This is a genomic window from Arthrobacter sp. efr-133-R2A-120 (assembly GCF_030209835.1).
In the GTDB taxonomy this organism is placed as follows: Bacteria; Actinomycetota; Actinomycetes; order Actinomycetales; family Micrococcaceae; genus Arthrobacter.
In genome coordinates this window covers 78,059-102,402 of record NZ_JARVRF010000002.1, presented here as the reverse complement: position 1 = coordinate 102,402, position 24,344 = coordinate 78,059, and the positions used below count along the sequence as shown (strand labels likewise).

Here is a 24,344-nt window from a genome sequence, read left to right as displayed (position 1 = left end):
ATTGCAGTGATTCAGAAAGTCTAACGCTCGGCGATTTCCGCGGCGGCTTCCATATAGGACAACGCGCCGCTGGATGACGGATCGTAGGTCATCACCGTCTGCTGGTAGCTCGGGGCCTCCGAGATTCGCACGGAGCGTGGAACCACCGCACCGAGAACCTGGTTCGGGAAATGTTGACGGACTTCGGAAGCCACCTGCGCGGCCAGGTTCGTGCGGCCGTCGTACATGGTGAGGAGAATGGTGGAAACGACCAGATCAGCGTTAAGGTGCTTCTGGATCATTTCGATGTTCTTCAGGAGCTGGCTCAGCCCCTCCAATGCGTAGTACTCACACTGGATCGGGATGAGTACCTCGCTGGCGGCGCAGAAGGCGTTAACGGTCAGCAGGCCCAGGCTGGGCGGGCAGTCGATGAAGATGAAGTCAAGGCGGGCTTCACCGTTCTTCGCCCGTTCCTTCGAATACACATCGATTGCGCGGCGCAGACGCTGCTCGCGTGCAACGAGGGAAACCAATTCAATCTCAGCGCCGGCCAAGTGAATGGTTGCCGGCGCGCAGATGAGATTGGGAATATCGGGGCAAGGGGCCACAACGTCACGCAGCGGAAGGTCGTTGATCAGCACATCGTAAATACTGTCGACGTCGGCGTGGTGCTCAATGCCGAGGGCAGTGGATGCATTTCCCTGGGGATCGATGTCGATCACCAGGACATTGAGTCCGGCGGAAGCCAAGGCGGCCGCAATGTTGACCGTGGTGGTGGTCTTTCCAACGCCACCCTTTTGATTGGACACCGTGAAAATGCGGGTCTTCTCCGGCTTGGGAAGCTCGCGTCCCAGCAGCCGTTCGCGACGTCTGGTCTCGTTGGCGAGCTGGCGTGCAATAGGGCTGGAGTCATCGATGGAGTCCATGACGTTGTCGTGTCCGACAATCAGGGTTTCACGTGAAACAGCGGCGTTTGCAACTGAATTCGTACGCATCAGCGCAGATTCAAAAGACGCCGAAGGTGCAGCCATGGCCCGAGCCGACCCCAAGGAAATAAATGGCGGGATCCGCTGGGTGGAGGTTTCGCTACTGCCCACTGTCACACTCTCACTCTCATTCGGCTCTAGCTGCCGTTCTCTAGCTTAACCGCTCAGTTGCGGACACGCGGGACACAGCGCCGAAGCTAAGCGATCTTCCGCTGTTTGTTAACGACGATCCTGACCACAGTGGTGGGTTCCTCCAAGAGCTCCTGCCCACAAACCACAACAGACGTTTCCACGCCGCCGAGCCTGCGAATGACTTTTGCTGCTTGCTCAATCTCCTCGGCAGCACTGCGGCCCTTGATCGCCACCACTTCACCCTTGCCGTTAAGCAAGGGAATGGTCAATCCGGCGAGCTTGGACAGAGCAGAGACAGCCCGTGCCGTGACAACGTCCGCGTCGACCATTCCCACCGCGAGCTCGGCCCGCGTGCGCATAACGGTCACATTACCCAGCCCAAGGTCGTCCACTACTTCCTGAAGCCAAATGACGCGCCGCTCCAGGGGTTCGATCAGCGTGAGTTCAAGATCGGGACGCGCGATTGCCAAGCACAAGCCGGGAAGGCCCGCACCGGAACCAACGTCTGCGACGTGGCTTCCGTGGGCTATTGCCGACTCGATGACGGCGCAATTGAGAACGTGCCGGCTCCACAGGCGGGGAACCTCGCGCGGGCCAATCAGCCCGCGCTCGGTTCCGGATGTCGCCAAGTGTTCTACGTACCGCTGGGCGAGCCCAAGCCGGTCACCGAAAATCTTCTCTGCCGCTTGGAGTTCGGCTGCCGTGATTTCAACCATGATCCGTTAGTCGGCCGAAACCACGATGTGGCGGCCGGCGCCTTCGCCCTCGGACTCGGATACGAACCCGAGGTCAGCCACGGCGTCGTGCACAATCTTGCGCTCGTAAGCGCTCATAGGTTCAAGGGCCACCGGGGCGCCGGTCTCCTTCACCTTCGCGACGGCGTCTTCGGCAATCTGCTGAAGATCGCCGGCACGTTCCTTGCGGTAACCGTTGATGTCGAGCACCAGGCGCGAGCGGTTCTCGGTCGCCGACAGCACGGACAAGCGAGCGAGTTCCTGAAGGGCTTCGAGCACTTCACCGTCGCGGCCTACCAGGCTCTCAAGCCCCTCGGAGTCGTCTTCGGCTGCGATGGAGATGTAGGTACGGCCGTTGCGGATCTCAATGTCGATGTCGCCGTCGATGTCGGCAATGTCGAGCAGTTCCTCGAGGTAGTCTGCGGCGACGTCGCCCTCTTCCTCGAGGCGGCTCACGGAAGTGCCCTTGCCGGCGGGAGCGCCCTCTTCGGAAGTTTCTACTGTGGCCTCTGCCGGTTCCTCGGTGGCGGCAGCGGCCGTTGCCTCTTCGGTGCTTTCAACAGACATTACTTCTTCTTCCTGTTCTTACGTTGTGGCTGGATGCGCTGCTGTGCCTTGACCTCGACGGCGGCCACTTCAGCGGCGACGTCTGCGTCCTTCTTACCGCCCAGAAGGGGGTGGGAGGGCAGGCCCTTAGCGGCGCGACGCTCAGCGAGGGCTTTCGCGGCGGGAGATCCCGGCGTCGGCATGCGGCGGATGACAAAGAACTGCTGGCCCATGGTCCAGAGGTTGGTGGTGGTCCAGTAGATGAGCACACCGATCGGGAAGTTGATGCCACCAACACCGAACACGAGCGGCAGGATGTAGAGCATCATCTTCTGCTGGCGCATGAACGGGCTGGCCATGGCCTCTTCGGACATGTTCTTGGCCATGATCTGCTTCTGCGTAATGAACTGCGACGCCGTCATGGCGAGGATCATCACGATGGAGAGGACCCACACAACAGTCACGTCGCCGCCGCCGGCCGGTGTCCCGTGAAGCAGCGAAGCCGAGAGGGGGGCGCCGAAGATACTGGACGCATCGAACTGCACTACCTGCTCATGGCTCAAAGCGCCGATGCCCTGGCCGCTTTCCTTCGCAGCACTGATACCGGAAAGCACCTGGAACAGCGCGAAGAAGAACGGCATCTGGATCAGCATGGGCAAACAAGCGGAGAACGGGTTGGTGCCGTGCTTCTTGTACAGCGCCATCTGTTCCTGCGCCATCGCCTGGCGGGAGAGCTGGTCCGTCTTGCCCTTGTACTTCGCTTGCATCTTCTTCAGATCAGGCTGAAGCAGCTGCATGCCTCGCTGTGCCTTGATTTGCTTGACGAAAACAGGAATCAGGGCGGCACGGATCACCAGCACCAAACCGATGATGGACAGCGTCCACGTCCAACCGTTCTCCGGAGGCAGGCCGATGAAACTCAGCCCGTCGTGGAACCCCAGCATGATCGCGGACACTAGCCACTTGAACGGGGCCAGAATTGTTCCAAAGATGTCCATACGTTTTCCCTATTTCCTCAGGCCGCTGTGCGGCGACCGTCTTCATCAGACCACACAGCCAGGAACTGGTCCGGGTTGTTCAGTACAACAATTGTGGGCGTCTGGCCTTCGGGCCAGTGACGATGTCCGGCGGGGACGTGGTCCACGCCGCCGGCGTTCCAGGGGTGGCAACGCGCTAGGCGCCGCACTGCGAGCCAACTTCCCTTGACGGCACCATGTACCGTCACCGCTTCGAGGGCATATGCCGAGCAGGATGGGAAGAACCGGCACACCTGGCCGTATAAGGGAGAGATGATCCTGCGATACGTCTTCAGCAAGATGATGAGGACGTTGCGCGGCAGCTCCCACAGAAAAGTTCCGAGGATCCTCGGAGCGACTCTAAAGAAGCGGACGACGGCGGAGCTCAGCTCATGCACGCGGTGTCCCTTCCGTTGTGGTGCCCTGGGTGGGCGAAACAACCCGCGGAGAGGATCCGCCGAGCCGTTTCGTGGTTGCCGCCAAGGCGGCATTGTAATCCGTCAGCAGCTGGTCCCAGCTCGCCGTCGCAGCCGCAGGCAACGCCCGGACCACGACAGCAAGACCCGTGCCATGCCTATTCAAAGACAAAGCACCTGCTTCTCTCAGTCTCCTCTTAACGAGGTTCCTGGTCACAGCGTTCCCGACAGCTTTGGAAACGATGAAGCCGATGCGGCTCGGTTCTCCGGCACCAATAGGTGCCGTATATAACACTAAGTTCCGGCGTCCATTGCGGACGCCGGAACGTACAGTTGTTGAAAAGTCGGTAGAAGTCCGCAGACGGTTACGGGTGGCTAGCACCTATTGACTCGCTTGGAAGGCTGACCGACGAGTCAGTTATTTAGGCCGACAGTTCGACGCGGCCCTTGCCACGACGGGCGGCCAGGATGGCGCGGCCGGCACGGGTGCGCATACGAAGGCGGAAGCCATGCTTCTTGGCCCGACGGCGGTTATTCGGCTGAAAAGTCCGCTTGCTCACGTTAGTTACTCCAGTGGATCAAAGGTGCGCCCACCCGATCAAAAGGGGAAGAACTGGCCGACGCTAAGTTTATTGTGTATCCGCCGCCGCCCAACGCCGGATTTACCGGAAGTGCGGGTGGTCGAAAAGCGGACACATAGGACTTCACAACGTTAGGGCAAAAAGACCCCCGAGGTCAAACCGGGAGCCACCGTGCCCGATATCCCCAGCTGTGGCTAAGTACGACCGCCAGCCTGTGGATGAAGTGGCTCACAGACCCCGTTTAAGAACCACAACGGTGTAATTATCCACAAGCTTGTTCCCAGCTATCTTCTGGAGTTTCCATCCCCTAGAGTGTCTCAGTAGCCGATTATCCACGGACTGTGCATAACCCTGTGGATTCGGTTCGGAATCCACTCATGGTTTGGACCTTCGGCTGCCGCAATCCAGGCAAGCAAGCACTCGAGGGAACCAATTGATGACGGTAGACGAAGCCAACCACGCCAACACGGTCGGAAGTTCCTGGCGGCGGGTGCTGAGCCTGCTGGAACAAGACGATCGCGTCACACCCCGGCAGCGCGGTTTCGTTATCCTTGCGCAGGCGCAGGGCCTGATCGGCTCCACCCTCTTGGTGGCCGTACCCAACGAATTGACCCGCGAGGTTCTCCAGACGCAAGTCAAGGACGCCCTCGATGACGCCCTTCGCAGCGTCTTTTCCGACGATATCCGGTGCGCGATCGACGTCGACACGGATCTGGTGCCCATCCACGAAGAGCCGGCCCCCGCCGTCGAACTCTCTTCCGCGAACGACCTGGCCGTGGAACTGAAGCCGCAGCCCACCCCGCCGAGTACTTCACACGAATTCGGCCGGCTGAACCCGAAATACGTCTTTGACACCTTCGTGATCGGTTCTTCCAACCGCTTTGCCCACGCGGCCGCCGTCGCGGTCGCCGAAGCACCAGCCAAGGCCTACAACCCGCTGTTCATCTACGGCGACTCCGGGCTCGGCAAGACGCACTTGCTGCACGCGATCGGCCACTACGCCCGCCGACTCTACAGCGGCATCCGGGTGCGCTACGTGAATTCCGAAGAGTTCACCAACGACTTCATCAACTCGATCCGCGACGATGAAGGCGCCAGCTTCAAGACCACGTACCGCAACGTCGATGTGCTCCTGATTGACGACATCCAGTTCCTTGCAGGCAAGGACCGGACGCTGGAAGAGTTCTTCCACACGTTCAACGCCCTGCACAACAACAACAAGCAAGTGGTCATCACCTCGGACCTGCCGCCCAAGCAGCTCGCCGGCTTCGAGGACCGCATGAAGTCCCGTTTTGAGTGGGGCCTGCTGACCGATATCCAGCCGCCGGAACTCGAAACCCGCATCGCGATCCTCCGCAAGAAAGCCCAGAGCGAGGGACTGTCCGCGCCCGACGACGCCTTGGAGTACATCGCTTCCAAGATCTCAAGCAACATCCGCGAGCTCGAAGGCGCGCTGATCCGCGTCACTGCGTTCGCCAGCCTCAACCGCCAGCCCGTCGATGTGGCCCTCGCCGAAATGGTGCTGAAGGACCTGATCACCGACGACGGCGCCCAGGAGATCACGGCCGACCAGATCCTGAAGCAGACGGCTGACTATTTCAAGCTCAGCATGGAAGAGCTTTGCAGCAAGTCCCGCACACGCACTTTAGTGACCGCGCGGCAGATCGCCATGTACCTGTGCCGCGAGCTCACGGACATGTCCCTGCCCAAGATCGGCCAGGAGCTAGGCGGCCGCGACCACACCACCGTGATCCACGCGGACCGCAAGATTCGCGAACTGATGGCCGAGCGCCGTGTGATCTACAACCAGGTGACAGAGCTGACCAACCGCATCAAGCAGCAGCAACGCGATTCCTGAGTCCCTCCCTCGAGCCACTCCATACCTTATTAACAGGCGCATGTGGATAAGCCTGTGGATACTTAAGGGGACAAGCGCGGTTAATGGGCTTAAAACCCTTAAGGCGTCTGTGGATCGTTAAAAACGGCCCTGGGGGTTATCCACGTCCACACCCTGTTTAAAACCCCTGTCGCCCACATGTCGTGAACAGGGGTTAACCGCGGAACCGCGGGTCCAGAGGCAGTTATCCACAGTTTCCACAGGGGTTATTAACACTACTAATCCCAAAAAAATGAATTCCCTCAAATAACAATCTCCTTCCGCCCACCCGCCGACGCAGCCCGTGGCTGCTTCGAACCACAAGCCAGCAAGCCGGGGATGGGTTAATGCCCGAAGTTCCGGCTAAGCTGTCTGCATCGCGTCCATCCTTGGCGCTGCTTTGTAGTTCGCTCACTGCGGACCATGCAGCTGCCGAGTTCGGGGCGCTGGTTTTCGGGGCTCCTGCGGGAGTTTCCGGTGGAACACTGGCAGCAGCAATGAAAGGCGGCACCCTTCCGTGAAGTTCAGAGTCGAGCGGGATGTCCTGGCAGAAGCCGTCACATGGACAGCCCGGTCCTTGTCTCCGCGGCCGCCCGTCCCGGTACTCTCAGGTCTCCTGCTCAAGGCAGAAGCCGGAACAGTGAGTCTCTCGAGCTTTGACTACGAGACCTCCGCCCGTCTCGAGATTCCGGCTGACGTCACCACCGAGGGAACCATCCTGGTTTCCGGTCGCCTCTTGGCCGATATCTGCCGCAGCCTCCCTTCGGCGCCTGTCGACATCGAAACCGACGGCAGCAAAGTCACCCTCACGTGCCGTCGAAGCAGCTTCCATCTCGCCACCATGCCGGAATCCGAGTACCCGCCACTTCCGGCGCTTCCCGCCATCAGTGGAACCTTGCCCGGCGACGCCTTCGCCCAAGCCGTTTCGCAGGTCATCATCGCGGCCAGCAGGGATGACACCCTGCCGATCCTTACCGGTGTCCGGATGGAGATCGAGGATGACATGATCACCCTCCTCGCCACGGACCGTTACCGCCTCGCCATGCGGGAAGTGCCGTGGAAGCCCGTCACCCCGGGAATTTCCACGAGTGCCTTAGTGAAATCCAAGACCCTCAACGAGGTGGCCAAGACGCTCGGTGGCAGCGGCGACATCCACCTCGCACTCGCTGATGACGACAGCCGCCTGATTGGCTTCGAAAGCGGCGGGCGCACCACCACTTCCCTGCTCGTCGACGGCGACTACCCCAAGATCCGGTCCTTGTTCCCGGATTCCACGCCGATCCACGCCACGGTCCAAACCCAGGAACTCGTTGAAGCCGTTCGCCGTGTGTCCCTCGTCGCGGAACGAAACACCCCGGTTCGCCTGGCGTTCACCCAAGGCCAACTGAATCTCGACGCCGGTACCGGCGAAGATGCCCAGGCATCCGAGGAACTGGAAGCCCAGCTCAGCGGCGACGACATCACCGTGGCCTTCAACCCGCACTACCTGGTGGAAGGCCTGGGCGTGATTGAGACCAAGTTCGTGCGCTTCTCCTTCACTACCGCACCCAAGCCAGCCATGATCACCGCCCAGGTTGACGCCGACGGCGATGACAAGGGCGACTACCGCTACCTCGTGATGCCCGTCCGTCTCCCCAACTAGTCCCCACCGCCTCGCAAGTCCCCACCGGCTCCCAGCCTTCGCAAGCTCAGGCAGGGGCCCTCGCCGGAGGGGCCCCACGGCCAGGGAACGGTCGGGTCAATACCAAAACCACCAGCGCAGAAAAGAGTTCACACCGTGCACATCGGACTGATCGGCCTTGGAAAAATGGGTTTCAACATGCGCGAACGCATGCGCAACGGCGGAATCGAGGTCACTGGCTTTGACCGCAATCAGGACATCGCCGACGTCGCATCCGTTGACGAACTGATTGCTGCACTTCCGGCTCCGCGCCTGGTCTGGGTCATGGTTCCCTCCGGCGACATCACCGATGCCGTGATCAGCGAACTCGGTGAAAAGCTCTCCGCCGGGGACATGGTGATCGACGGCGGCAACTCACGCTTCACCGAAGACCAGAAGCATGCCGCCTTCCTGGCATCCAAGGACATCCGCTTCGCCGATTGCGGTGTTTCGGGAGGCGTCTGGGGCCTGCAGAACGGCTACGGACTCATGGCAGGCGGCGCGGACGAAGACATCGAACTGGCCATGCCGGTATTCGACGCGCTCCGTCCCGAAGGCGATCGTGCCGACAGCTTCGTCCACGTGGGCGGCGTGGGAGCAGGACACTACGCCAAGATGGTCCACAACGGCATCGAATACGGTTTGATGCAGGCCTACGCCGAAGGCTACGAACTGCTCGCGGCCAAGGACATCATCAAGGACCTTCCCGGGACTTTCCGTGCCTGGCAAAAAGGCACCGTGGTGCGGTCCTGGCTGTTGGACCTCATGGTCAAAGCCCTGGACGAAGACCCGGGCCTGGCCTCCATCGGGGACTACGTCGAGGACTCCGGCGAAGGCCGCTGGACCGTTGAAGAAGCGATTGCCAACGCGATCCCCGCGCCGGCAATCACCGCTGCGCTCTTCGCCCGCTTCTCCTCCCGCGAGGACAACTCACCGGCCATGAAGATGGTGTCCGCGCTGCGCAACCAGTTCGGCGGACACGCCACCCGCCCGGCCAACTAAGTCCCGGCCGACCAGCAGTACGCGTGTACCTCGAACATCTTTCGCTGACCGATTTCCGCAGCTACGCGCAGGTTGACCTCAAGCTCGGCCCCGGGGTCACCGTCCTCGTGGGGTCCAACGGCATCGGCAAGACGAACCTCATGGAAGCCATCGGATACCTGGCCACCCTGAGCTCGCACCGAGTCAGCACGGATGCGCCCCTCCTGCGCTTCGGCACGGAGCGCGCTTTGATCCGGGCGAAGCTTGTCCGCGGTGAACAATCCACCGTGGTCGAGCTCGAAATCAATGCCGGCCGTGCCAACCGTGGCCGGATCAACCGCGGAAATCCCGTACGCGCCCGCGACATCCTGGGCATTTGCCAGACCGTGCTCTTCGCCCCCGAAGACCTGGCCCTGGTCAAGGGTGATCCGTCCAACCGCCGGCGCTTCCTCGACGAGCTGCTGGTCAGCCTCATGCCAGTGCATGCGGCGACCCGCAGCGACTACGACCGCGTGCTCAAACAGCGCAACGCCCTGCTGAAATCGGCCCGCACCGGAAAATTCACCGCGGGCCACGAAGCAACGCTCGATGTTTGGGACCAGCACATGGCGCGGGCCGGCGCGGAACTCCTGCATGCACGGCTGGAACTCGTGGAACGGCTTCGACCCCACCTAAACAGCGCCTACGCGCAACTGACGGATGGATCGAAGGAAGCGGGCGCGATCTACCGCTCCACTATCCAAGGCGTGTTGGACGACGACGGCGGTCCCGCCGAACGTCTGGCTGAGGGTTCAGAGGGGGTTGAGGACCTCCGCCTGCTATCCGTGGAGCAACTCACTGAGCGTTACGTCCAGGCTTTCGCCGCCTCGCGCCGCAAAGAGTTGGAACGCGGAATTTCCCTGGTCGGACCCCATCGCGACGAACTCGAATTGGTTTTAGGCCAAGCTCCGGCCAAGGGCTATGCTTCCCATGGCGAAACATGGTCCATGTGCCTCTCCCTGCGCCTGGCCTCGTACTACGTCATGCTCGACGACACCCGTACCGGGGGTTCTGCTCCGATCCTCATCCTCGACGACGTGTTCGCCGAGCTGGACGTGCAGCGCAGGCGTAAACTGGCTGCAATAGTGGCCGGCGCCGAACAGGTTTTGGTGACGGCCGCCGTCGACGCCGATATTCCCGAGGAACTGGCGGGGCGGCGCGTGAAGGTTGTGCCCGGAGGCATTGATGGAGAAGGATAGCCCCGGCGGACGCCAGCCGGGCAGGGACCCTGACGAGATTGACGCTGCCCAATCAGCTTTGAACCGGATGCGCGAAGCGGCCGCTGCGCGGGGCGAAATCCGTCGCGCCGCCCCGCGGACGGGTACCGCTCCGAAACGCAAGGGCGTCCGGGACACCCGAGGATTCAGCCAATTCCATGGCAGCGGCCGGGACCCGCTTGGTTTGGGGAAAGTCGTCGGGAGGCTCGTGGCCGAACGCGGTTGGACATCTCCAGTTGCCGTGGGCTCCGTGATGGCCGAGTGGGATGCCTTGGTGGGACCGGAGATTTCCGCACATTGCACTCCGGAGAGCTTCACCGACACCACCCTGCATGTCCGCTGCGATTCCACCGCGTGGGCAACGCAGCTCAGGCTCCTGAGCACCAGCCTCCTGGACATGTTCCGAAAAGAACTCGGAGACGGTGTGGTGACGTCCATTCAAGTGCTCGCGCCCACCGCGCCGAGCTGGCGCAAGGGCGGACGAAGCGTCAATGGGCGGGGCCCCCGGGATACCTACGGGTAACTTCCCCGGCACCCGCGTGAGCGCATTTGCTTGAACGGCGCACAGGGGCGAGAAACCTGCCCGGACCGTATAGCTCCCTAGAGGGTGCCGTTTTGGCAGCTTGCAGATGCGGCCAGCGGCCTCCCAGAGCTACTTTCCTGAGCATAAGGGCCGGGTTTTGCAAGGAACTGCGCTTAGTCACGATAGAATCGGCATAGACAACTGGGCGCCGGTGAACGTCGATTGGCTCCGCTGAACAGCACTTGTAGAAGCGGATCCGCCAATCACGAAGTAGCCGGCGTTAGCAGTGACGTCCCTGTTGGCGGCTGCCGTATCCCTGGGGTGTGTCCTGACGGACGTGCTTCCTTGGTGCGGTGACGGCCGGCGACCATCGAACACGGAGGAGTCGAAAGCGCCTGTGGCTAACGACAATGCAGAGACCTTGGCAGTAGATCCCGCGAAGGAGAACGCCCACAAGCCTGACACACCCTCGGGGTCCAAGGAGTACGGTGCGAGCGACATCACCGTTCTTGAAGGTCTCGAAGCGGTGCGCAAGCGCCCGGGTATGTACATCGGATCCACAGGCCCGCGCGGCCTCCACCACTTGGTGTACGAAGTGGTGGACAACTCGGTGGACGAGGCCCTTGCCGGGTACTGCAGCCACATTGAAGTGACCCTCCAGGCCGACGGCGGCGTCAAGGTGGTGGACGATGGGCGCGGCATCCCCGTGGACATGCACCCCACGGAGAAGAAGCCAACCGTCGAAGTTGTCATGACCATCCTGCACGCGGGCGGCAAGTTCGGCGGCAGTGGCTATGCCGTGTCCGGTGGCCTCCACGGCGTCGGTATTTCCGTCGTCAACGCGCTTTCGCGCAGGGTAGACACCGAGGTGCGTCGCCAGGGCCACGTTTGGCGGATGAGTTTCGCCGACGGCGGCAAGCCGCAGGGCGGGCTCGTCCAGGGCGAAGCAACGGACCAGACTGGAACGTCCCAGACGTTCTACCCGGACGGCACCATCTTCGAGAGCACCGATTTCGATTTCGAGACCCTCCGCGCACGCTTCCAGCAGATGGCCTTCCTCAACAAGGGCCTGCGCATCACGCTCACGGACGAGCGTCCTGTCGCAGGAGCAGGCGACGATGATCTGGATCTTGACGCGGTTGCCACTGACGGCGAAGTGGCGGCTGAACACCGCACCGTCGTTTACCAATACAACGACGGCTTGCTCGACTACGTGAAGCACCTGAACTCGAACAAGAAGGTGGACGTCGTCCACGAGGACGTCATCGCCTTCGAAACCGAGGACATTGGGCGACACATCGCCGTCGAGGTCGCGATGCAGTGGACCACGGCCTATTCCGAGAGCGTCCACACTTACGCCAACACCATCAACACGCACGAGGGCGGCACCCACGAAGAAGGTTTCCGTGCCGCGATGACATCGCTCATCAACCGCTACGCGCGCGAGAAGACCATCATCAAGGAAAAGGATGACAACCTGACCGGCGACGACATCCGCGAGGGCCTCACGGCCGTCATCTCGGTGAAGTTGTCCGAACCGCAGTTCGAGGGCCAGACAAAGACCAAACTGGGTAACTCCGAGGTCAAGGGCTTCGTCCAGCGGGTGGTCACCGACCAGCTTGGTGACTGGTTGGAGCGGAACCCCGGCCCAGCCCGCGACGTCATCCGCAAGGCTGTCCAGGCTGCCCAGGCCCGGATGGCGGCCCGGAAGGCCCGCGACAACGCACGCCGCAAGAGCCCCCTGGAATCCTTTGGTATGCCGGGCAAGCTGTCCGACTGCTCGTCGAAGGACCCATCGCGCTGCGAGGTCTACCTCGTGGAGGGTGACTCCGCGGGCGGTTCGGCCAAGCGTGGCCGGAACCCCGAGACCCAGGCCATCCTGCCGTTGCGCGGCAAGATCCTGAACGTGGAGCGCGCCCGGTTGGACAAGGCCCTTGGCAATAATGAGGTCCAGTCCATGATCACGGCCTTTGGTACCGGGATCGGCGAGGACTTCGACATCTCCAAGCTGCGGTACCACAAGATCGTCCTGATGGCCGATGCCGACGTGGACGGCCAGCACATCACCACGCTGTTGATGACCCTGCTGTTCCGCTACATGCGTCCGCTCATTGAGAACGGCTACGTCTACCTGGCCCAGCCGCCGCTCTACCGCATCAAGTGGTCGAACGCCCCTCACGACTACGTCTACAGCGACCGTGAACGTGACGCCAAGCTGGTTTCCGGACAGGCCGCCGGCCGCCGTATCCCGAAGGACAACGGCATCCAGCGCTACAAGGGCCTCGGCGAAATGGACTACACCGAACTCTGGGACACCACCATGGACCCGGACCACCGCACGCTCCTGCAAGTCACCATGGACGATGCCCTGGCGGCGGACCAGACCTTCTCCGTGCTAATGGGTGAGGACGTGGAATCGCGCCGGAACTTCATTCAGCAGAACGCCAAGGACGTCAGGTTCCTGGATATCTAGAGACTTCAAAGCCCCTAGGAATATTCCAGTACTGACATATACCTGAAACGGAAATCATAGACTATGAGTGAAGAAACACCCGAGGTTCCCGCCGAGTCGGCCGGCATTCCGGAGCCCGTACTTGAGGGCGATGTGCTGACCGACCGCGTGGACCAGGTGGACCTGCAGACGGAAATGCAGCGTTCGTACCTGGACTACGCCATGGCCGTCATCGTTGGCCGTGCGCTTCCGGACGTCCGCGACGGCCTGAAGCCTGTCCACCGTCGCGTGCTCTACGCGATGTTCGACGGCGGGTACCGCCCGGACCGCTCCTTCAACAAGTGCGCCCGCGTGGTGGGCGAGGTCATGGGCCAGTACCACCCGCACGGTGACACGGCGATCTACGATGCCTTGGTCCGCCTCATCCAGGACTGGACGATGCGCTATCCGCTGGCGCTCGGCCAGGGTAACTTCGGTTCCCCTGGCAATGACGGTGCCGCGGCTCCGCGATACACCGAAACCAAGATGGCCCAGCTGGCCATGGAAATGGTCCGCGACATCGACGAGGAAACCGTCGATTTCCAGGACAACTACGACGGCAAGAACCAGGAACCCACCATCCTGCCTGCCCGTTTCCCCAACCTGCTGGTCAACGGTTCCTCCGGCATCGCCGTCGGCATGGCCACCAACATCCCGCCCCACAACCTCTGCGAAGTCGCCGATGGTGTGCAGTGGTATCTGGCCAACCCGACGGCCAGCCGTGAAGAGCTGCTCGAGGCGTTGCTCGTGCGGATCAAGGGTCCGGATTTCCCGACCGGTGCAACCATCCTCGGCCACAAGGGCATCGAGGACGCGTACCGGACGGGCCGCGGCTCCATCACGATGCGCGCCGTGGTGAACGTGGAGGAACTCCAGGGCCGCACATGCCTGGTGGTCACCGAATTGCCGTACCAGGCGAACCCGGACAACCTGGCCATCAAGATCGCCGAACTGGTCAAGGACGGCAAGATCCAAGGCATCGCGGACCTCCGCGACGAGACTTCCGGCCGAACCGGCCAGCGGCTCGTGATCGTTCTCAAGCGCGATGCCGTAGCCAAGGTGGTGCTCAACAACCTCTACAAGCACACCCAGCTGCAGGACAATTTCGGTGCCAACATGCTGGCGATCGTCGACGGCGTACCCCGCACCCTGAGCCTGGACGCCTTCATCCGGCACTGGGTGGCCCACCAGATGAGCGTCATCGTCCGGCGGACCCGCTACCGCCTGCGCAAAGCCGAGGAAGAGGCGCACATCCTGCGCGCACTACTCAAGGCGCTGGACATGCTGGATGAGGTCATTGCACTCATCCGGGCCTCCAACACCACCGAGGCTGCCCGCGACGGCCTGATGGGTCTGCTGGAGATCGACGAGCTCCAGGCCCGCGCCATCCTCGACATGCAGCTCCGCCGCCTCGCAGCGCTGGAACGGCAGAAGATCCAGGACAGGCACGCCGAGCTTGAAGCCATGATCACGGAATTCAACTCGATCCTGGCCTCCGAGCAGCGCCAGCGCGACATCATCAGCCAGGAACTTGCCGAGATCGTGGCCAAGCACGGTGATGACCGCCGGACCCATATCCTCATGGGCTTCGACGGTGACATGTCCATGGAAGACCTCATCCCCGAGGAAGAAGTGGTAGTCACCATCACCCGCGGCGGATATGTCAAGCGCACCCGCAGCGACAACTACCGTTCGCAGCAGCGAGGCGGCAAGGGCGTCAAGGGTGCCCAGCTTCGCGGCGACGACGTTGTGGAGCACTTCTTTGTCACAACCACGCACCACTGGTTGCTGTTCTTCACCAACCTGGGCCGCGTGTACCGGGCCAAGGCGTACGAGCTTGCCGAGGCCGGCCGTGACGCCAAGGGACAGCACGTGGCAAACCTGTTGGCCTTCCAGCCGGACGAGCACATCGCCCAGGTCCTGGACTTGCGCGACTACGAGCAAGCCCCGTACCTGGTGCTCGCCACCAAGAACGGCCTTGTGAAGAAGACGCGCCTGGAAGACTACGACACCAACCGCACCGCTGGCGTCATCGCCATCAACCTTCGGGATGAGGACGAGCTCGTCTCGGCGCAGCTTGTGTCCGAAACGGATGATCTCCTCCTGGTTTCCCGCAAGGGCCAGTCGATCCGCTTCACGGCCACCGACGAGGCACTGCGCCCCATGGGTCGCGCCACCTCGGGTGTGACCGGCATGAAGTTCCGCGAAGACGACGAACTCCTCGCGGCCGACGTCGTGCAGGACGGCTCGTTCGTGTTCGTCGTGACCGAAGGCGGGTACGCCAAGCGCACCGCCGTCGAGGAGTACCGGCTCCAAGGCCGTGGCGGCCTGGGCATCAAGGTGGCCAAGCTTCAGGAAGAGCGCGGCGACCTTGTCGGTGCGTTGATCGTCAACGAAGAAGACGAAGTCCTGGTGGTCATGGAGGGTGGAAAGATCGTCCGCTCGGCCGTGGCCGGTGTGCCTGCCAAGGGCCGCGACACCATGGGCGTCATCTTCGCGAAGCCTGACAAGAACGACCGCATCATCGAGGTGGCCCGCAACAGCGAACGCGGCCTTGAAGGCGAGGAATCCGACGACGAACAGGGTGAGGGCGGACACGACGCATCAACCGTCAATAGTGTCGAAAATCCCGTCGGAGGACAGTCCGAGGCGGACGATGACGTAACGTTGGCTGCAAACGGCGGCGCCGATCAGGCGACCGCGACGGCCGAATCGGGATCGGCCGCAGGATCCGGCAATGGGTCCGGCGTCGAGCTGAACGAAGACAACACCGGAGGTAACGAGTGAGCAATTCGGACTCATATCCCAAGCCGAGCACGGGTGTCCCTGGAGGATTCCGGCAGCCGTCGGCTACTCCGCGGGTAGACGCACCGGCCCGTCCCGAGCAGCGCCCTGTGGCATCCTCCTCGGGTGCGGCAGGAACTGGGGCGGAAAGGGTCCCAGGTCAGCGTCCGGCGGTTCCCGGCCAGCGCCCGGCGGTTCCCGGCCAGCGTCCCGCTGGAACGCAGCGCCCGGCGGGGCAGCGTCCCGCCGCACCGGGCCAGCGGCCCGTGCAGGGCCAGCAGCGGCCCGCCACCGGGGCTCCCGGGCTCGTGAAGCCGGCTCCTAAGGCGAAGGTTCGCCGCGCCCGCCTGCTCGTCAGCAAGGTTGATCCGTGGTCTGTCCTGAAGATGGCGTTCCTGTTGTCCGTTGCCTTGGGCATCGTGACTGTGATTGCCGCAATCGTGCTTTGGACTGTGTTGGACCTCACCGGCATTTTCAACCAGGTGGACAGCCTTCTGGGCACCCTGGCAGGCTCGGAAAGCGGTGGCTTCGAACTCAAGAAGGTCGCATCGCTGGGACAGGTGGCCTCCTTCGCCACCATCATTGCCGTGGTGAATGTTGTGCTGCTGACCGCCCTGTCCATGCTGAGCGCCGTGCTTTATAACATTGCGGCAACACTCGTGGGCGGTATTGGCGTGACCCTTACCGACGACTGATACAGACGGCCGGAAAATGAGGGAAACTGCTGGAAAACAGTGGTGAAAATACCTCGATTTGAGATCGGGCCGGGATGTGCTGTAAAGTCATGTCTCGGCCCGAAGAGGTATCGGGGCGTATAGCTCAGGCGGTTAGAGCGCTTCGCTGATAACGAAGAGGTCCCAGGTTCAAGTCCTGGTACGCCCACGGAACCTGCACAGGTTTTGCTAAAGGTTTGGGAAGCCAAGCCGGAACGGGGTGCATGTGAAGAAGTTGCTGGTAGTTGCAGCTGCGATCGCAGGCGTCCTGCTCTACAAAAAAGTGCAGGAATCCGAAGCCCGGAAAACAGTCTGGAGCAAGGCAACCGACACGGTTGACTAGCGAAGGCGCCCGGCCCGGAGATGGTGAAAACCATCGAAGGAACTGGGGTAGTATGGATGGGTTGCTTCTTATGGGGGCATGGCGCAATTGGTAGCGCACCTGCTTTGCAAGCAGGGGGTTCGGGGTTCGAGTCCCCGTGCCTCCACCATAAGAAAGAGTCCCGGTCAGAAATGACCGGGACTCTTTGCGTTAAGCCACCCCACTAAGGTTGAAATGTGAACTTCATTGTTGCTGCTTTGGGTGTGCTCGGAGTCGCATCATCCGGACCCCTCATCGCCGGAACGCTTGGAGCTACCTCTGTCACGGCGCTGGCCATCGCGTTCTGGCGCAACGCAATCGCCGCCGTCGTCATGGCCTCGCCGGTCTTGATCCGCGAGCCGCGCCAGTTCCGCAAGATCACCCGCAGAGAGTTCACTTGGTCCGCTGTCGCGGCAGTGGCGCTGGCCTTCCACTTCGCTTGCTTCATCACTGCGCTGCAGCTCACGTCAGTCGCGGCAGCCACCGCCTTGGTGTGCCTGCAGTCGGCGTGGATCGCCGTTTTCCAGCTCCTCCGGGGCAGCAAGCACCGTTGGCCGGTCCTGGTGGGCCTGGGCATCGCGTTGGGCGGCGTCGCGGCCATCACGGGCTTCGATATGGGAACCTCCCCGAAAGCCCTCCTTGGTGACATCCTGGCCCTCTCGGGAGGCGCCCTGGCGGGCCTGTATACCCTGGCCGGAGGTAAAGCCCGCCAGAGCATGGGCACCGGAACATACACGACGCTTTGCTACGGGATCTGTGCCGCCATCGTCGCCGTTCTGGCCCTCACTGGCGGCCAGCCGCTTGTGGGGTTCGACGCCGGCGGTTGGCTGGGGATCGTAGCAATCACTGTGTGCGCACAATTGGTGGGCCACACCGCGTTCAACCACCTCCTGGCCACCGTGAGCCCGCTGCTGGTGTCGATGATCATCCTGCTGGAGATTCCGGGCGCAGCCCTTCTCGCTGCCGTCTTCCTGCACGAGACCCTGCCGGCCGGTACCTATGCTGGACTCGCCCTGATCCTGGTTGGGCTCGCCGTCGTCGTCGCTGGTCAGCGGCGCGGCAAGGGCGACGCCGAGGGCAAGATCGCCGAGCTCGGCGCTGACTGAGTGGCTACAGGCCGCCGCGGCGCACGCCTTGGCCTGCATTGGCCGTGTGGATGGCCCGGAGAAGCTTGGCCGGGAAGTAGACCGAGAAGAACACCACCATGGGGGCCTTCAGTGCCATCTTCTTGACGTTGTGGGCCTTGTAGGTGCGGTCGAAACGGGTCACGTAATACCGGTAGTCGCGCGGTGAATCCTCGAGCCTGCGGGCAGACATTCCCGAGACCATCTGCGGCCAGTACTGGACCCTGAGATCGTGGTCGGCAAGGTGCAGGGATAGATCGATGTCCTCATGCATCTCGTCCTTCTCATCCAGGCAGGTTTCGTCCCGGATGGTTTCCCAGGCGGAACGGCGAAGCGCCATGTTGGATCCAAAGAGGAAGTGGTACTGGTGTTTCGCGAGCCGAAGCATGAGCTGGCGCATTTTGTCGTCTGCTTTGAGTCCGAATCGGCGCATGGGCATGTCGTAGTAGACCACCGGACCCGTGGCCGCCTGCGCTGAGGGATCGGCGAAGGCCTTTTGGACCTGCTCAACCCAGTCAGGTTCCAGGACGGAGTCGGCATCGATCCGGCCGAGGACATCCGACGTTGCGCTATTGAGGCCAAAGTTGCGGGTGGGGATGAGTCCCTGCACGTTGTCCTGGCTCAACAGGATGATGGGGCTCTCCGGGTATTCCTGCTGCATCTGCTGGACGATCTGCGCAGTGCGGTCTGTGGACCTGTTATCCACGACGATGATCTCGTCCGCAGGTACCGACTGGTAGATGGCCGCGATCAAGCACTGCCGTATGACGCTTTCCTCGTTGAACGCCGGGATGATGATTGAAACGCTCGGCTTCACGGGTGCGACGGCTGCGTTGGTGGCTGCATCTACGAAAGATCTATCGGCTGGCATCCCCATAAATCTAACATCAGGCCGGTGTTACTTGAGGAAGCCTCCGGTGACAAGTGGCCAAACAATTGAAGGGATCCCGGCGAACCGGAATCCCTTCAACGTGGAGCGAATGTGGCTTTCGCTCAGGCTTCGTGTTTGCCGGCTTCGTCCGTGGCCGCCTGATCCTTGCCTGCTTCGTCCTTGTGCAGGCTGGCGGCGATGTTCTTTACCGCGGTTTTGGCGTCGGTTGCCACCTTTGCTGCGGTGTCCGTAGCGTCCTCGACGGCGTGCTTTGCCTTCTCGGCTACGGTCTCGGCTTTGTCAGCCACGTTGAGTTTCACGTCGTCAACCTTGTCAGCTACCTTGGCGGCTGCTTCGTTGGCCTTGTCAGCGACTTTCTCGGCCACCGCTGCGGCCGGCACCGGTGATGGGGTTACCGGGACCGGAGTCTTCCACGGGTCCTCCACCGGGCGGCTGGCTCTCCACGCGGCGACCCCGGCCGCGGCAGCTGCTGCTACAACGGTGAAGATCAGGAAGCCCCGCTTTTTGGGCTTCCGGGTCCTGGCGAGTTCTTTCGAAACGGTCTTGGAGGCTTCCTCGGCCGCGGCTTTCAGCTGGGATCCTGTGGCTTGTGCTTGCTCCTGCAGATTGTGAACCACGCCGGAGTCCACCAGCTTCTGGGCGACGGCGTCCACTTGCGCGGGTGCATTCTCAAGGGCGTGGTGGACAACCTCGGAGGCTTGCCCGAGCTGCTCTGAGAGCTTGGGCAGGTACTCCTCCACAACCTTGTCTCGGGCGTGACTGAGGGCCGGGGTGGCCTTGTTAAGGGCTTCCTGGATCTTGGGTGAGGCGTCCTCGACGACGTCGTGGATCTTCGGTGCGAGGTTCGCGAGGCCTTCCTGGAGCTTCGGCGTGACGGTTGCAACGCCGTCGGCGAGGTTGTACGCAGCCGACTTCAGGCCTTCCTGGAGCTTCGGCGAAGCGGTGTCGATTCCGTGCTGGATGCGGGGAACAGCCCAGTTCACAGCTGCTTCGACGCGCGGTGTCGCCCAGTCCTTGGCATTTTCGACACCATTCACAACGGTGTGTTCAAGTTCGCGGGCAATCCGGTCCGATTTCTTCACAACTACCTCCCGATCAACATGCTCGTTTGTTGTTAGCCTACGTCGCTTGATCGGCACCGGCTATTCATCCGGCGGATTCATGGAAGATTTCACCGAGCGCGGAACCGCCTTCCTGGCCGTCCCGGCGTTGACCCTGCGTGGAAGAATGGCCGTATGACCATCGCAACCGCAAAAGCAACTTTCCACACGAGCCTCGGTGACATCGTGGTTGACCTCTTCGGCAACCACGCGCCCAAGACGGTCGCCAACTTCGTTGGCCTGGCCACAGGCGAAAAGTCCTGGACGCACCCGGAGACCGGCGAAGACAAGACCGGTACCCCGTTGTACAACGGCACCATTTTCCACCGCATCATCAAAGACTTCATGATCCAGGGCGGCGATCCCCTCGGTCGCGGCATCGGCGGTCCGGGCTACAAGTTCGACGACGAGATCCACCCGGAACTCAACTTCAACGCCCCTTACAAGCTGGCCATGGCCAACGCCGGCATCCAGATGGGCAAGGGCACCAACGGTTCCCAGTTCTTCATCACCACGGTCAACACCGACTGGCTCTTCGGCAAGCACTCCATCTTCGGTGAGGTTGCTGACGAAGAGTCCAAGAAGGTTGTAGACGCCATCGAGGCTGTCCGCACCGGCATGGGCGACCGCCCTGTCGAAGACGTCGTCATCAACAGCATTGACATTGTCCAGCTCTGATCCCCGGGGCCTGAGCAGCATATGAGTTACGGAATCCCGGCGGCGGAGCCGTCAGCAGACATTCCGGTGTGCCCCAGGCACCCGGACAGGCCCTCCTATGTACGGTGCCAGCGTTGCGGGCGTCCTGCATGCCCCGAATGCCAGCGGGCGGCCGCCGTCGGGTTCCAATGCATTGACTGCGTCAATGAAATGAAGCGTTCGACGCCGGCAGTGCGTTCCGCTTATGGCGGCGCCATTGCGACGGGACGTCCTTTGGCGACGTACATACTTATCGGGCTGTGTGCCCTGGTGTACGTGCTGCAATGGCTGATTCCCGGCGATGTCGTCGAGCGTCAGCTCTTCTTTGTATCCGGCTATGCCACTCCGCAATACGGGGCTTTCGAACCCTGGCGGATGTTGACGAGTGCTTTTGTACATTCCCAGGGCTTCGTCCTGCACATCGTGCTCAACATGTACATGCTCTGGATCTTTGGCCAAGTGCTGGAGCCTGTCCTGGGGCGCATCCGCTTCCTGGCCGTTTACCTTCTGTCTGCCATTGGTGGCTCTGTCGGCTTCCTGCTCCTGACTCCTGTCATCCCTGGAACTGCAGTAGAAGGTGCTTCCGGTGCGATCTTCGGCCTCTTTGGCGCGCTGTTGGTAGTCCAAAGCCGACGCGGCGGAGACACCCGGCAGCTGTGGATCCTGATTGCCATCAACGGCGTGATTGGCTTCGTTGTCCCGGGAATCGCCTGGCAGGCCCACTTGGGCGGCCTTGTCACCGGAGGCCTGTGTGCCGCCGTGATTGCCTTTGCTCCGCGTGGACCGCGCCAGGCGCTGTTGCAGACTGCCGGCCTGGCGCTTGTGGCCGGGATTCTGGTCCTGGCTACCGTCTTCCGCTTCACGACGGGCTAGGAACTCCTTAACCGAGGAGCTCCTCCAAGCGATCCATCGACTCTTTGATGCCCGCATCCATGCCGCTGGCTACTGCCATGTCCCGTGCTTCCACCGAGGGAAACACGGAGTGCTGCACCACACGTGTGCGGCCTCCGAGGTCTTCAAACCTGGTTGTGTCCAAGGTGACTTGCCCCGGGGCGCCGTCGAACTCGAAGGTCTGGATGATCCGCAGTGGCTCCTGGACTTCGTGGAAGACCCCGCGGAAGCCGAACTCGTTGCCCTGGTCGTCGAGATGCGTGTAGCGGTAACTGCCGCCCGTACGCGCGTCGTACGACTCCAGGCGCATTTCCAGGCGACGCGGACCCAACCATTTGACGACGAGTTCGGGGTCTGTGAAAGCCTGGAACACGCGCTCCGGTGCGGCGTCGAAGTCGCGGCTCGTGTCGATGAACGGCGTGCCCGCCGTGACGTCAATGGTTGTTGTGTTGGTGCTCATTGTTCTTCTCCTTTTCCGGATTGTCCTTGTCGGCTGTGCCCTTTTTGACGGGGTCTGCCGTGTCTTCGCCGGCAGATGGCGTCTCACTGGCCAATAGTTCGTCCAGTCGGGCGAAACGTTCCTCAGCCTGAAGACGGTAGTTCTCGATCCACTCGGCCAAGGGGCCGAGCGCCGTGGTGTTCAAGTGGCAGGGACGGCGCTGGGCTTCCCTGCTTCTCGTGATAAGCCCCGCGCCTTCGAGCACCTGAAGATGCTTGGAGATGGCTTGGAGGGTGACGGCGAAGGGCTGGGCGATCTCATTGACGGTGGCATCGCCCAAGGCCAACCGTGCCAGTATCTTGCGGCGGACAGGATCGGCGAGGGCCATGAACGCCCTGTTGAGCTGGTCTTCCGGATCCAGCACCGCTGCAGCAATCGTGCCCGGCATGCTTCTCCCCTATTGGGCTCAGGCTCACGCATCGCGGATTTCCACCTCTTCCGCCGTACTCAAGCAACTGGTTTATCAACTAATTCATTGAATAAGGCCAGCCTAGAACTGTGCACTGATGCCGTCAAGGCCCTTGGAGATGTTTTCCACAGGCGTTATCCACAATGTGCGTAACTTACAAGCATGTAGTTCGATGGTGAATGGACTCTCCGGAGCGAGATGGCAGGGGTCGGGCTTTCCTCTTGGGATTAACGTCCACACCTGTGGATAACTTTTGCCCATACGCCTGTGGGTATGTGGATAAGAAGTGGGTTATCCGGGGGTGTGTGGACAACTTCAGCGTTCGCAGCCGCAAGAGCGCGGTATCAACAGAGTTATCAACATTGTTAATAACTCACATTGCTGTAGTTCGTTGTCTTTCCTACCCTCTGAGGCCCGCCGTTCCGGGAGTTTTCCACTATGTAGGCGCAGTTTTTCCCCAACTGTGGATAACTTGTGGGTAGTTGCCTGTTGTTAAGTGCGTAACTCGGGTGCCCCCACTGCAGCGGTTGTGGGAAGCGGATTTTTGATCGCTCTGTCTTGCCGGTAGCGGCACATGCCTGGGTCCAGGCGTGGAAAGGCGCCAAATGAAATCTGTTACCGGAATCTGGTGTTCATCCATCGCTCGCGGCCGCCGCAGCAGGAGGCCAAGCGATACGGCGGTGCCGCCGGCACCAATAGGAGCGCGGACGGGTACTATCCCCGCCGCTTTCCACAATGCCAGCGCAATGGAAGGTCGCAGCGACCATGCGGTGGAGTACCTGCGCCATGATCGTGGGTTACACCTGTGTAGTGTTATGCTTTATGAGCAAGCTCGCCCCGCTTCCGCGGATTGGCGGGCTTAGCTGTTTAAGAGGTTAGATCAGCTCGGGAGGATTTTCGAGAGAAAATCCTGGTACCAGCCCCACGCGAATTTATTTCTCGGATGTTGGTCAACGTGCATGTAGGCCGCGTACGCGACCAAGTCGGCCATCTGCGTCCACTGGGACCGTTTGGAGTCGTGGAACATCGGGTCTTCAATCACGTGACGGGTGTCCAACGGCAAGGACCGGTGGGCCTTGAAATAGCTTTGGGCGGATCCGTCGCCATCCATGCTGACGAACACGAAAGTTCCGTCCTGAGCATGCTCATCGTTCCACCGGTTGATGAGCCGGGTGTAGACCTCGGCCTTTCAGCTTCGTAATCAGAACCTTTGGCGGTTGTCTTGCGGGCCACTGCCCCGATCCGGATGCTGGGACAAGCTTTGAGCACTTCCAAACACTCGGCTGCGACGTTGCGCCCCAAATCCTTCCAGTACATCACCCCTTCATGAATGTACCGCTCAGGGCACAGCTTGGAAATCTTGCCCCGGCCCTGCGCGTACTGGGTGTCGTGAAGCTCCTGTCCCGGCGGAACGCCGTAGTCGCGCCAGAGCCGTTTACGAAGCTCTAGCCACTCGCGCAGAGCATGCCGCCATTCCGCAGGGGCGCATTCAACCCATCCGTAGACGATCCACCCAAACTTCGGGTCGCCGGAATCGTCCACGTAGATCAATCGCGACATGGAACCAGACATGCGTTTAAAGCTACCGTGGTGCCCGGAGTAGACGGTCATCCGCGCCGGACGAAACCACGGCCGCGCGCCAGCCGTACTCGCTTTGGGTGGAGCCTCCCAGACGAAACCGCCCGGCTCACAATTTCG

General features: G+C 61.7%; 25 protein-coding genes and 2 tRNA genes. 14 read left to right on the top strand and 13 right to left on the bottom strand.

Features of this window, described 5'->3' with window-relative positions:
• Positions 1 to 20 precede the first annotated feature (20 nt).
• The 7 genes from QRN52_RS01355 to rpmH all read right to left on the bottom strand — a co-directional run bounded on the left by QRN52_RS01355 (position 21) and on the right by rpmH (position 4,369).
• Positions 21 to 1,076, bottom strand: a complete 1,056-nt coding sequence (locus QRN52_RS01355) for a ParA family protein (protein ID WP_284751009.1) — start codon at positions 1,074 to 1,076, stop codon at positions 21 to 23.
• Between the two features lie 86 nt (positions 1,077 to 1,162).
• The gene (rsmG, locus tag QRN52_RS01350; RefSeq protein WP_059388861.1) at positions 1,163 to 1,813 is read right to left on the bottom strand and encodes a 16S rRNA (guanine(527)-N(7))-methyltransferase RsmG; all 651 of its coding nucleotides are present in this window, start codon (positions 1,811 to 1,813) and stop codon (positions 1,163 to 1,165) included.
• 6 nt (positions 1,814 to 1,819) lie between these two features.
• The gene (locus QRN52_RS01345; protein ID WP_284751008.1) at positions 1,820 to 2,398 is read right to left on the bottom strand and encodes a Jag family protein; all 579 of its coding nucleotides are present in this window, start codon (positions 2,396 to 2,398) and stop codon (positions 1,820 to 1,822) included.
• Positions 2,398 to 3,375, bottom strand: coding sequence for a membrane protein insertase YidC (gene yidC, locus QRN52_RS01340; protein ID WP_284751007.1), 978 nt, complete (start codon positions 3,373 to 3,375; stop codon positions 2,398 to 2,400). Before yidC ends, QRN52_RS01345 begins: the two co-directional genes overlap by 1 nt.
• A gap of 17 nt (positions 3,376 to 3,392) precedes the next feature.
• Positions 3,393 to 3,791 carry a membrane protein insertion efficiency factor YidD gene (yidD, locus tag QRN52_RS01335; protein ID WP_425550475.1) on the bottom strand — a complete coding sequence of 133 codons (399 nt, stop codon included), beginning with the start codon at positions 3,789 to 3,791 and terminating at the stop codon, positions 3,393 to 3,395.
• Complete coding sequence (rnpA, locus tag QRN52_RS01330; protein ID WP_078107069.1) at positions 3,784 to 4,191, bottom strand: ribonuclease P protein component; 408 nt, start codon at positions 4,189 to 4,191, stop codon at positions 3,784 to 3,786. The genes yidD and rnpA overlap by 8 nt, the downstream gene beginning before the upstream one ends.
• 40 nt (positions 4,192 to 4,231) lie before the next feature.
• Entirely contained in the window at positions 4,232 to 4,369 is a 138-nt protein-coding gene (rpmH, locus tag QRN52_RS01325) for a 50S ribosomal protein L34 (protein ID WP_011776797.1), read from the bottom strand.
• Positions 4,370 to 4,826: 457 nt separating this feature from the next.
• Here rpmH and dnaA point away from each other — a divergent pair, with 457 nt between their 5' ends.
• The 12 genes from dnaA (at position 4,827) to QRN52_RS01265 (ending at position 18,141) form a co-directional block, all read left to right on the top strand.
• Positions 4,827 to 6,248 (top strand): chromosomal replication initiator protein DnaA, encoded by a 1,422-nt coding sequence (gene dnaA / locus QRN52_RS01320; RefSeq protein ID WP_284751006.1) that lies wholly within the window; start codon positions 4,827 to 4,829, stop codon positions 6,246 to 6,248.
• Between the two features lie 535 nt (positions 6,249 to 6,783).
• Positions 6,784 to 7,908, top strand: a complete 1,125-nt coding sequence (gene dnaN, locus QRN52_RS01315; RefSeq protein ID WP_284751005.1) for a DNA polymerase III subunit beta — start codon at positions 6,784 to 6,786, stop codon at positions 7,906 to 7,908.
• Positions 7,909 to 8,043: 135 nt separating this feature from the next.
• Positions 8,044 to 8,928 (top strand): phosphogluconate dehydrogenase (NAD(+)-dependent, decarboxylating), encoded by an 885-nt coding sequence (gnd, locus tag QRN52_RS01310; protein ID WP_284751004.1) that lies wholly within the window; start codon positions 8,044 to 8,046, stop codon positions 8,926 to 8,928.
• Between the two features lie 23 nt (positions 8,929 to 8,951).
• Positions 8,952 to 10,145, top strand: a complete 1,194-nt coding sequence (recF, locus tag QRN52_RS01305; RefSeq protein ID WP_284751003.1) for a DNA replication/repair protein RecF — start codon at positions 8,952 to 8,954, stop codon at positions 10,143 to 10,145.
• A complete protein-coding gene (locus QRN52_RS01300; RefSeq protein ID WP_284751002.1) occupies positions 10,132 to 10,686 on the top strand; it encodes a DciA family protein in 555 nt (184 codons plus the stop codon). The genes recF and QRN52_RS01300 overlap by 14 nt, the downstream gene beginning before the upstream one ends.
• A 397-nt stretch (positions 10,687 to 11,083) precedes the next feature.
• A complete protein-coding gene (gene gyrB, locus QRN52_RS01295) occupies positions 11,084 to 13,159 on the top strand; it encodes a DNA topoisomerase (ATP-hydrolyzing) subunit B (protein ID WP_284751001.1) in 2,076 nt (691 codons plus the stop codon).
• 63 nt (positions 13,160 to 13,222) lie between these two features.
• On the top strand, positions 13,223 to 15,964 hold the full coding sequence (gene gyrA, locus QRN52_RS01290; protein WP_284751000.1) for a DNA gyrase subunit A: 2,742 nt from the start codon (positions 13,223 to 13,225) through the stop codon (positions 15,962 to 15,964).
• A complete protein-coding gene (locus tag QRN52_RS01285; RefSeq protein WP_284750999.1) occupies positions 15,961 to 16,656 on the top strand; it encodes a DUF3566 domain-containing protein in 696 nt (231 codons plus the stop codon). The genes gyrA and QRN52_RS01285 overlap by 4 nt, the downstream gene beginning before the upstream one ends.
• Before the next feature lie 113 nt (positions 16,657 to 16,769).
• Positions 16,770 to 16,843 (top strand) — tRNA-Ile (locus tag QRN52_RS01280).
• Positions 16,844 to 16,900: 57 nt separating this feature from the next.
• Positions 16,901 to 17,017, top strand: coding sequence for a DLW-39 family protein (locus QRN52_RS01275; RefSeq protein WP_284750998.1), 117 nt, complete (start codon positions 16,901 to 16,903; stop codon positions 17,015 to 17,017).
• A 72-nt stretch (positions 17,018 to 17,089) separates the two neighbouring features.
• Positions 17,090 to 17,165: transfer RNA gene (locus tag QRN52_RS01270), tRNA-Ala, on the top strand.
• Between the two features lie 67 nt (positions 17,166 to 17,232).
• Complete coding sequence (locus QRN52_RS01265; RefSeq protein WP_284750997.1) at positions 17,233 to 18,141, top strand: DMT family transporter; 909 nt, start codon at positions 17,233 to 17,235, stop codon at positions 18,139 to 18,141.
• A 4-nt stretch (positions 18,142 to 18,145) separates the two neighbouring features.
• Here QRN52_RS01265 and QRN52_RS01260 read toward each other — a convergent pair whose 3' ends face one another.
• Positions 18,146 to 19,030: a glycosyltransferase family 2 protein gene (locus QRN52_RS01260; protein WP_284750996.1), complete on the bottom strand. Its 885-nt coding sequence runs from the start codon at positions 19,028 to 19,030 to the stop codon at positions 18,146 to 18,148.
• A 122-nt stretch (positions 19,031 to 19,152) separates the two neighbouring features.
• The gene (locus tag QRN52_RS01255; protein ID WP_284750995.1) at positions 19,153 to 20,133 is read right to left on the bottom strand and encodes a hypothetical protein; all 981 of its coding nucleotides are present in this window, start codon (positions 20,131 to 20,133) and stop codon (positions 19,153 to 19,155) included.
• Between the two features lie 153 nt (positions 20,134 to 20,286).
• Here QRN52_RS01255 and QRN52_RS01250 point away from each other — a divergent pair, with 153 nt between their 5' ends.
• Positions 20,287 to 20,829, top strand: a complete 543-nt coding sequence (locus QRN52_RS01250; RefSeq protein WP_059388874.1) for a peptidylprolyl isomerase — start codon at positions 20,287 to 20,289, stop codon at positions 20,827 to 20,829.
• 21 nt (positions 20,830 to 20,850) lie between these two features.
• Positions 20,851 to 21,720: a rhomboid family intramembrane serine protease gene (locus QRN52_RS01245; RefSeq protein ID WP_284750994.1), complete on the top strand. Its 870-nt coding sequence runs from the start codon at positions 20,851 to 20,853 to the stop codon at positions 21,718 to 21,720.
• Positions 21,721 to 21,727: 7 nt separating this feature from the next.
• On the opposite strand, the gene QRN52_RS01240 is transcribed toward QRN52_RS01245, so the two are convergent.
• The 4 genes from QRN52_RS01240 to QRN52_RS01230 form a co-directional block, all read right to left on the bottom strand.
• Positions 21,728 to 22,198 (bottom strand): SRPBCC family protein, encoded by a 471-nt coding sequence (locus QRN52_RS01240; protein WP_284750993.1) that lies wholly within the window; start codon positions 22,196 to 22,198, stop codon positions 21,728 to 21,730.
• Entirely contained in the window at positions 22,173 to 22,625 is a 453-nt protein-coding gene (locus QRN52_RS01235; protein WP_284750992.1) for an ArsR/SmtB family transcription factor, read from the bottom strand. Before QRN52_RS01235 ends, QRN52_RS01240 begins: the two co-directional genes overlap by 26 nt.
• Before the next feature lie 901 nt (positions 22,626 to 23,526).
• The gene (locus tag QRN52_RS23890) at positions 23,527 to 23,757 is read right to left on the bottom strand and encodes a DUF3800 domain-containing protein (protein WP_350225117.1); all 231 of its coding nucleotides are present in this window, start codon (positions 23,755 to 23,757) and stop codon (positions 23,527 to 23,529) included.
• Entirely contained in the window at positions 23,685 to 24,218 is a 534-nt protein-coding gene (locus QRN52_RS01230; protein ID WP_284750991.1) for a hypothetical protein, read from the bottom strand. Before QRN52_RS01230 ends, QRN52_RS23890 begins: the two co-directional genes overlap by 73 nt.
• Positions 24,219 to 24,344: the final 126 nt, after the last annotated feature.